The 7,049-nt window shown below is 60.1% G+C and carries 8 protein-coding genes; 3 read left to right on the top strand and 5 right to left on the bottom strand.

Translation table 11 applies throughout. The features are described 5' to 3' along the window. Positions 1-67 precede the first annotated feature (67 nt). Positions 68-733, bottom strand: a complete 666-nt coding sequence (locus tag ACW9JE_RS27050; protein ID WP_457434502.1) for a fumarylacetoacetate hydrolase family protein — start codon at positions 731-733, stop codon at positions 68-70. A 37-nt stretch (positions 734-770) separates the two neighbouring features. After that, positions 771-2,165, bottom strand: a complete 1,395-nt coding sequence (locus ACW9JE_RS27045; RefSeq protein WP_457434501.1) for an FAD-binding oxidoreductase — start codon at positions 2,163-2,165, stop codon at positions 771-773. 205 nt (positions 2,166-2,370) lie between these two features. On the opposite strand from ACW9JE_RS27045, the gene serA reads away from it, so the two are divergent. Next, positions 2,371-3,600, top strand: a complete 1,230-nt coding sequence (serA, locus tag ACW9JE_RS27040; protein WP_457434500.1) for a phosphoglycerate dehydrogenase — start codon at positions 2,371-2,373, stop codon at positions 3,598-3,600. Between the two features lie 112 nt (positions 3,601-3,712). Here serA and ACW9JE_RS27035 read toward each other — a convergent pair whose 3' ends face one another. Further along, positions 3,713-4,138 carry a DUF4399 domain-containing protein gene (locus ACW9JE_RS27035; protein WP_224540251.1) on the bottom strand — a complete coding sequence of 142 codons (426 nt, stop codon included), beginning with the start codon at positions 4,136-4,138 and terminating at the stop codon, positions 3,713-3,715. A 134-nt stretch (positions 4,139-4,272) separates the two neighbouring features. Here ACW9JE_RS27035 and ACW9JE_RS27030 point away from each other — a divergent pair, with 134 nt between their 5' ends. Continuing rightward, positions 4,273-4,860 carry a transporter substrate-binding domain-containing protein gene (locus tag ACW9JE_RS27030; RefSeq protein WP_457434499.1) on the top strand — a complete coding sequence of 196 codons (588 nt, stop codon included), beginning with the start codon at positions 4,273-4,275 and terminating at the stop codon, positions 4,858-4,860. 137 nt (positions 4,861-4,997) lie between these two features. Here the strand turns inward: ACW9JE_RS27030 and ACW9JE_RS27025 are convergent, their stop codons facing one another. Beyond that, entirely contained in the window at positions 4,998-5,483 is a 486-nt protein-coding gene (locus ACW9JE_RS27025) for a DUF523 domain-containing protein (protein ID WP_457434498.1), read from the bottom strand. Positions 5,484-5,485: 2 nt separating this feature from the next. Further along, complete coding sequence (locus tag ACW9JE_RS27020; RefSeq protein WP_457434497.1) at positions 5,486-6,118, bottom strand: 2OG-Fe(II) oxygenase; 633 nt, start codon at positions 6,116-6,118, stop codon at positions 5,486-5,488. Positions 6,119-6,226: 108 nt separating this feature from the next. Here ACW9JE_RS27020 and ACW9JE_RS27015 point away from each other — a divergent pair, with 108 nt between their 5' ends. Then, complete coding sequence (locus ACW9JE_RS27015) at positions 6,227-6,979, top strand: DUF2059 domain-containing protein (RefSeq protein WP_224540243.1); 753 nt, start codon at positions 6,227-6,229, stop codon at positions 6,977-6,979. Positions 6,980-7,049: the final 70 nt, after the last annotated feature.

Here is a 7,049-nt window from a genome sequence, read left to right as displayed (position 1 = left end):
GCCCCCTGTGAAAGCTTAGCGAGCGATTACAGGGGGTGCGGGGGTAGCCATTTCAGGGGTATCCGGACTAGCGAACGCTGCTGGTAAAGCTGCTGGCGCCTGGCAGTTCGAGAACCAGCTCATCACCGACATTCAGCGGGCCGACGCCAACCGGGGTGCCGGTCAGGATCACGTCGCCAGCCTGCAGCGAGAAGCAGCCGGCCATGTGCTGGATCATCGGCACGATCGGATTGAGCATGGCGCTGCTGTTGCCGTCCTGGCGAACTTCGCCGTTGATGGTCAGGCGAATGCCGATGTCGGTCAGGTCGGCGAAGGTGCCGCCGGACACGAACGGGGCGATTACCGCCGCGCCGTCGAAGGACTTGGCGATTTCCCAGGGCAGGCCCTTGGACTTCAGCTCGGCCTGCTTGTCCCGCAGGGTCAGGTCCAGCGCCGGGGCGAAGCCGGAAATGGCGTCGAGCACTTCTTCACGGCTCGGCTTGGTCGACAACGGCTTGCCGATCAACACCGCGATTTCCGCCTCGTAATGCACCGAACCGCGCTCGGTCGGAATGCTGAAACCGCCTTCCAGCGGCACCACACAACTGCCCGGCTTGATGAACAGCAGTGGTTCGGTAGGCACCGGATTGTCCAGTTCCTTGGCGTGTTCGGCGTAGTTACGGCCGATGCACACCACTTTGCCCAGCGGGAAGTGAATACGCGTACCGTCGACATACTGGTGCTGATAGCTCATGGAACGACTCCTGGTTCGTAGCGCTTAAATTCAAAACTCAAACAGCGAAAATCTTGCCCGGGTTCATGATCCCGTTCGGGTCGAACACCGCCTTGACCGCTTTCATGTACTCGATCTCGGCCGGCGAACGGCTGTAGGTCAGGTAATCCCGCTTGGTCATGCCCACGCCGTGCTCGGCGGAGATCGAACCGTTGTACTTCTCGACGATCTCGAACACCCATTTGTTGACGGTCGCGCACTTGGCGAAAAACTCGTCCTTGCTCAGGTCATCCGGCTTGAGGATGTTCAGGTGCAGGTTGCCGTCGCCGATGTGGCCGTACCAGACGACTTCGAAATCCGGGTAATGCTTGCCGACGATCGCATCGATTTCCTTGAGAAACGCCGGGACTTTCGACACGGTGACCGAAATGTCGTTCTTGTACGGCGTCCAGTGGGAAATGGTTTCGGAGATGTACTCGCGCAGTTTCCACAGGTTCTGCAGCTGGGTTTCGCTCTGGCTCATCACGCCATCCAGCACCCAGCCCTGCTCCACGCAGTGCTCGAAGGTTTCCAGGGCCAGGTTGGCCACTTCCTCGGTGGTCGCCTCGAACTCCAGCAGCACGTAGAACGGGCAACCGGTTTCAAACGGCGCCGGGACATCGCCGCGGCCCATGATCTTGGCCAGGGCCTTGTCGGAGAAGAATTCGAAGGCGGTCAGGTCGAGCCTGCCCTGAAACGCGTGCAGCACCGGCATGATCGAGTCGAAATCGGCGGTGCCGAGGACCATCGCGGTGAGGTTTTTCGGGGCACGGTCCAGGCGCATGGTGGCTTCGACGACGAAACCCAGGGTGCCTTCGGAGCCGATGAACAGCTGGCGCATGTCGTAGCCGGTGGCGTTCTTGATCAGGTCGCGGTTCAGTTCCAGCACGTCACCCTTGCCGGTGACCACTTTCATGCCGGCGACCCAATTCCGGGTCATGCCGTAGCGAATGACCTTGATCCCGCCGGCATTGGTGCCGATATTGCCGCCAATCTGGCTGGATCCGGCGGAAGCGAAATCCACCGGGTAGTACAGGCCCTTTTCTTCGGCGACGTTCTGCAGATGTTCGGTGACCACGCCCGGCTGACAGACGGCGGTGCGGTCGGTGAGGTTCACGTCGAGGATATGGTTCATATAGTCGAACGAGACGACGACCTCGCCATTGGCCGCCACCGCCGCGGCGGAAAGCCCGGTACGGCCGCCGGACGGCACCAGCGCAACCTTATGCCGGTTGGCCCACAGGACGATGGCCTGGACCTGTTCGGTGGTCTTGGGAAACACGATGGCCGTGGGGGCCGGAGGGAAGTGCTTGGTCCAGTCCTTGCCGTAGGCGTTCAGCGATTCGGCATCGGTCAACACCTTGCCAGGCTCAACCAGGGTCTTCAGCTCTTCAATCACGGCATGACTGGTCATCGACAGAACTCTCGAACAATTCATGGTCATCCTGAGAACGCTTCACGTCGCAGGAATGAGTGTTTGGCGGGGGCGTATGCTAGCATACCGACCCCGCAGCATAGTGCCCAAGGGCGATTCTGCGGCGACGGCTTTCCTGCCGTTCGGGTCAGCTCCAGGCTGCTCCCTTCCCTGCCATTTTTCTCCGGGATACAGGTTTACGCAGATGAGCAAGACTTCTCTCGACAAGAGCAAGATCAAGTTCCTTCTTCTCGAAGGCGTCCATCAATCGGCTGTCGACGTCCTCAAGGCGGCGGGCTACACCAGCATCGAGTACCTCACAGGTTCCCTGCCGGAAGCCCAGCTGAAGGAAAAGATCGCTGATGCTCACTTCATCGGCATTCGCTCCCGCACTCAACTGACTGAAGAGATCTTCGATCACGCGAAGAAACTCGTCGCTGTCGGCTGTTTCTGCATCGGCACCAACCAGGTCGACCTGGACGCGGCCCGCGAGCGCGGTATCGCCGTGTTCAACGCCCCGTACTCCAACACCCGTTCCGTTGCCGAGTTGGTGCTGGCCGAAGCGATCCTGTTGCTGCGCGGCATCCCTGAGAAGAACGCTTCCTGCCACCGTGGCGGCTGGATCAAGAGCGCGGCCAACTCCTTCGAAATCCGCGGCAAGAAGCTGGGCATCGTCGGTTATGGCTCGATCGGTACTCAACTGTCCGTTCTGGCCGAAGGCCTGGGCATGCAGGTTTACTTCTACGACACCGTGACCAAGCTGCCGCTGGGTAACGCCACTCAGGTCGGCAACCTGCACGAGCTGCTGGGCATGTCCGACATCGTGACCCTGCACGTTCCGGAAACCGCTGCGACTCAGTGGATGATCGGCGAGAAGGAAATCCGCGCCATCAAGAAGGGCGGCATCCTGATCAACGCCGCACGCGGCACCGTGGTCGAGCTGGACCACCTGGCCGAGGCCATCAAGGACAAGCACCTGATCGGCGCGGCCATCGACGTATTCCCGGTGGAGCCTCGCTCCAACGACGAAGAGTTCGAAAGCCCGCTGCGTGGCCTGGACAACGTGATCCTGACCCCGCACATCGGTGGTTCCACTGCCGAGGCGCAAGCCAACATCGGTCTGGAAGTGGCCGAGAAGCTGGTCAAGTACAGCGACAACGGTACTTCGGTATCGTCCGTGAACTTCCCGGAAGTGGCCCTGCCGGCTCACCCTGGCAAGCACCGTCTGCTGCACATCCACGAGAACATCCCGGGTGTGATGAGCGAGATCAACAAGGTCTTCGCCGAAAACGGCATCAACATCTCCGGTCAGTTCCTGCAGACCAACGACAAGGTCGGCTACGTTGTAATCGACGTGGACGCCGAGTACTCGGAACTGGCGCAAGAGAAGCTGCAGCACGTCAACGGCACTATCCGTAGTCGCGTGCTTTTCTAAAGCAGCTACAAGCCTCGAGCTACAAGCGGCAAGCTGAGGTTTGCTTTGCTTGTGGCTTATAGCTTGAAACTTGCAGCTCAATAAAAAAGGGAGCCCCGAAGGGCTCCCTTTTTTATTTGACGTTAACGGTGATCTTTTCCGAAACGATCGGCGGATCGAACGGCATGTGGTTCGCATCACCCAATTCCAGCTGCAGGGTGTGTTCGCCCGGGGTCAGCGTCACTTCAGCCTGAGTCTGCGCCTTGCCGAAGTGAATATGGTTGGCATCGCTTGGAATCGGCTGACCGGCGGCAGGCAACTGGTCGACGTCGATCAGCAGATGGTGATGGCCGGTGTTCTTGGTAGGATCGCCGGCAGGCGCCAGCGAAACGTTTTCAACAGCGAACTTGACCATGAAGGTCTTCGGAACCGTGCCGCCGTCCTTGGGAGATACGATGGACACTTCGGCACCTTTCGGCGCGGGCGTCGCCGCACTGGCCAACACTGAAACACCCATCAACAGGCCAGCCAAAGCAGCACGTGACATAAAGGATTTCATTCTCTTCTCCAGTTTTTCCGTAAAATTCGCGTGACCATCACAACTTCATGGTCAATCGTTGTCGAAGGCACTCGACAACCATAGCAAAGCGAGCCTGAACCAGAGCGTCGCAATAATGAATTCAAGGAGTGACCATGCGCTTTCTGCCTGGCCTGATCTGTCTGCTACCCCTTTTGAGCCCTTTGGCTCACGCCGAACTGATTGATGACGTAAACGACCGCGGTGAATTGCGCATCGCCCTCGACGCCAATACCCCACCTTTCAATTTCAAGAAAGACGACAAGCTCGATGGCTTCGAAGTCGAATTGGGTCAACTGCTGGCCAACGAACTGGATGTGCGCGCCGACTTCGTCGTCACCGATGCCAACGATCTGCTGACCGGCGTCGAGAGCGGCAAGTACGACATCGCCATCAATCACATTACACAGACCCCGGCGCTCGCGGATCGTTTCGACTTCAGCGAACCTTACATTCGCACCAGCGCGCAATTGATCGCGCAGAAGGACGAGCAGCCGCAACCGATCCTGCTGGTGCAGTCGCTGACGGAAGAAAAACCCAAGGCTGTGCCGACGGTGAACCTGGCGATCCCGTTCCAGAAGGGCAACCCGGCGTTTCATGCGAGCCTGGAGAATGCGTTGCAGCGGATCAAAGGGGATGGTCGGTTGCAGGCGCTGGAGGAGAAGTGGTTTGGGGCGGAGTCGGGGGTTGCGGCTAAACCTTGAGACACAGCAGAGTCAAACTTAATGCAAAACCTGTGGGAGCGGGCTTGCCCGCGATAGCGATTTCTCATTCAACACAGATGTTGCCTGACACTCAGCTATCGCGGGCAAGCCCGCTCCCACAGGTTCTGTGTTGTTGATTAGTTGAGTCTTGCCAGCGCCTCAGCCGCCTCAGCCAGCTCCAGCTCACTGAACACCAACACCCCATGGCGCTTGAGCAACGCCGCCGTCACCCCCTCGCCACTGACCTTCACCCCGCTGAACGTCCCGTCATACGTCTGCCGGTTGCCGCAGGAGGGGCTGTTGGCCTTGAGGATGGCGATGCGGATATTGTGCTTTTGCACCAGTTCCAGCGCCTGATGGGCCCCGGACAGAAACTGCGCGCTGACATCCTCCCCCTCGGTGGTGATGACCGCCGCGCGCCCTTCCAGCACCTCGACACCCTGCCCGCCCGGAATCTCCGCCGCCGCTCGCGGTGTCGGCAAGCCGCCGGCGACCTCAGGGCACAAGGGCACGACCCGGCCTTCATCGAGCCAGACCTGCAACTGATCGAACGGCCCGCTGGCACCGCCGTCGTAGCGCACGCGGTGCCCCAGCAGACAGCGGCTTACCAGGATTTTCTGCATGATCAGAACGGCTCGTTGCCGCGACGGCGGAACCAGCCGGTCAACGACAGGCGTTCACGGGTCGCCGGCAGGACTTCGTGGGGGACATCGCCGGACAGGAACACCACCAGGCAGCCACCGGTCGGCAGCACATCGTGTTGCGTGTCCTCGTCCAGGTACATGCGCAGCTGACCGCCATGCTCCGGCAGCCAGTCGTCGTTGAGGTAGACCACCGCCGACACCGCGCGCCGGTCGTCATCGCGAAAACGATCGACGTGCTTGAGGTAGAACGCGCCGGGCGGGTACATCGCGAAATGACACTCGAAGTCTTCCAGGCCCAGGAACAGATGGCGATTCATCGCTTCGCGCAGGCTGTCCATCAGGTTCAGGTAGCTGTCGCAGGACTCGGCCTGGCCGGGATCGATCCACTGGATGTGATCGCCGCGAATGCCTTCGCGGATTTCCGTGGATGCGCCGCGCCCGACTCCGGCCGGCGCCAGTTCGCCCTCGGCACTGCGTTTACGGCACTCGGCCGCCAGCGCGCGGGTCAAATCTTCAGGCAGGAAAATATTTTGCCGGGACCAGCCATGTGCAGCCAGGTCATCGACGATTCGTAACAGCAATGGGTGATCAGAAGGTATTTGCATGGCGCGCATAGTATTCCTGCGCCTGAAAATCCGACAGAGCCACGCGGCGGGTTGATACGAATTCTCGACAAGTCCGTATGCCACACGGAGAATAGTCGCCTGCTGACAGGAGTCCCTATGCGCCGTTTGCTTTTCTCTCTGCTGATGTTCTGCGTTTTGCCCGCCTGGGCAGACAGCCACGACCAGTTGTACAAGGTTGCAGGCTGGCCGGAACAACGCGCGCATTTCAATGATGCTCTTTCGGCCGCCCAGCAACGCTATCAAAACAGCCTGCCGCCAGCGGTGTTCCAGGCCCTGGTCAACAACAGCAATCAACGTTTCGATGCCAAGGCCGTGGATCAGCGCGCCGAAGCGCAGTTGCGCAAGAACCTTGCCGATCCGAAACCTGCCTTGACGTTTTTCCAGTCGCCACTGGGCAAGAAAATCGTCGCCGCCGAATTGCTGGCGACCCGCCGCGATCAGCTGGCGAAAAACGCCAAGGGCCTGCCGAAGATGACCGCCAGCGACAGCCGCCTGCTGATCATTGGCCACTTGGCCCAGGCACTGCCTGCGCGTGAAGCCGGTGCCGAAGTCAGCCTGGCGATTGCCGGTGTGGCCGCTGACAGTTTGAGTTCGATGATTCCTGGACTGCTCGGCGGGGGTCAGGCGCAGGGCATGCTCAACGGGCAGCGCCAGCGTTTGATGGACCAGATCGGCAGTGACCTGAACAACACTCTGTTGTATGTCTATCGCGACCTGAGTGATGAAGAGCTGGAAGAGTTCGCTACCTTTGCCGAGTCGGCGGAGGGCAAGGCCTATTATCAGGCGGCGTTGGCGGCGATTCGGGCGGGGTTGGCGGTGGGGCAGAGCAACTCGAACCTCAATCCATAATTTTGGGCGCCCGTTAGCCCGCCATCGCGAGCAGGCTCGCTCCCACAGGGATGAGGTGCAAACAGATCCA

This window comes from Pseudomonas sp. SDO55104_S430 (assembly GCF_054070595.1).
This window is presented reverse-complemented; position numbering and strand designations above follow the sequence as displayed.

Bases quoted from the DNA above. Each gene is read 5' to 3' on its own strand.
- ACW9JE_RS27050 (WP_457434502.1), bottom strand. From the start codon at position 733: ATGAGCTATCAGCACCAGTATGTCGACGGTACGCGTATTCACTTCCCG.
- ACW9JE_RS27025 (WP_457434498.1), bottom strand. From the start codon at position 5,483: ATGCAGAAAATCCTGGTAAGCCGCTGTCTGCTGGGGCACCGCGTGCGC.
- serA (WP_457434500.1), top strand. From the start codon at position 2,371: ATGAGCAAGACTTCTCTCGACAAGAGCAAGATCAAGTTCCTTCTTCTC.
- ACW9JE_RS27030 (WP_457434499.1), top strand. From the start codon at position 4,273: ATGCGCTTTCTGCCTGGCCTGATCTGTCTGCTACCCCTTTTGAGCCCT.
- ACW9JE_RS27015 (WP_224540243.1), top strand. From the start codon at position 6,227: ATGCGCCGTTTGCTTTTCTCTCTGCTGATGTTCTGCGTTTTGCCCGCC.
- ACW9JE_RS27035 (WP_224540251.1), bottom strand. From the start codon at position 4,138: ATGAAATCCTTTATGTCACGTGCTGCTTTGGCTGGCCTGTTGATGGGT.
- ACW9JE_RS27020 (WP_457434497.1), bottom strand. From the start codon at position 6,118: ATGCGCGCCATGCAAATACCTTCTGATCACCCATTGCTGTTACGAATC.
- ACW9JE_RS27045 (WP_457434501.1), bottom strand. From the start codon at position 2,165: ATGACCAGTCATGCCGTGATTGAAGAGCTGAAGACCCTGGTTGAGCCT.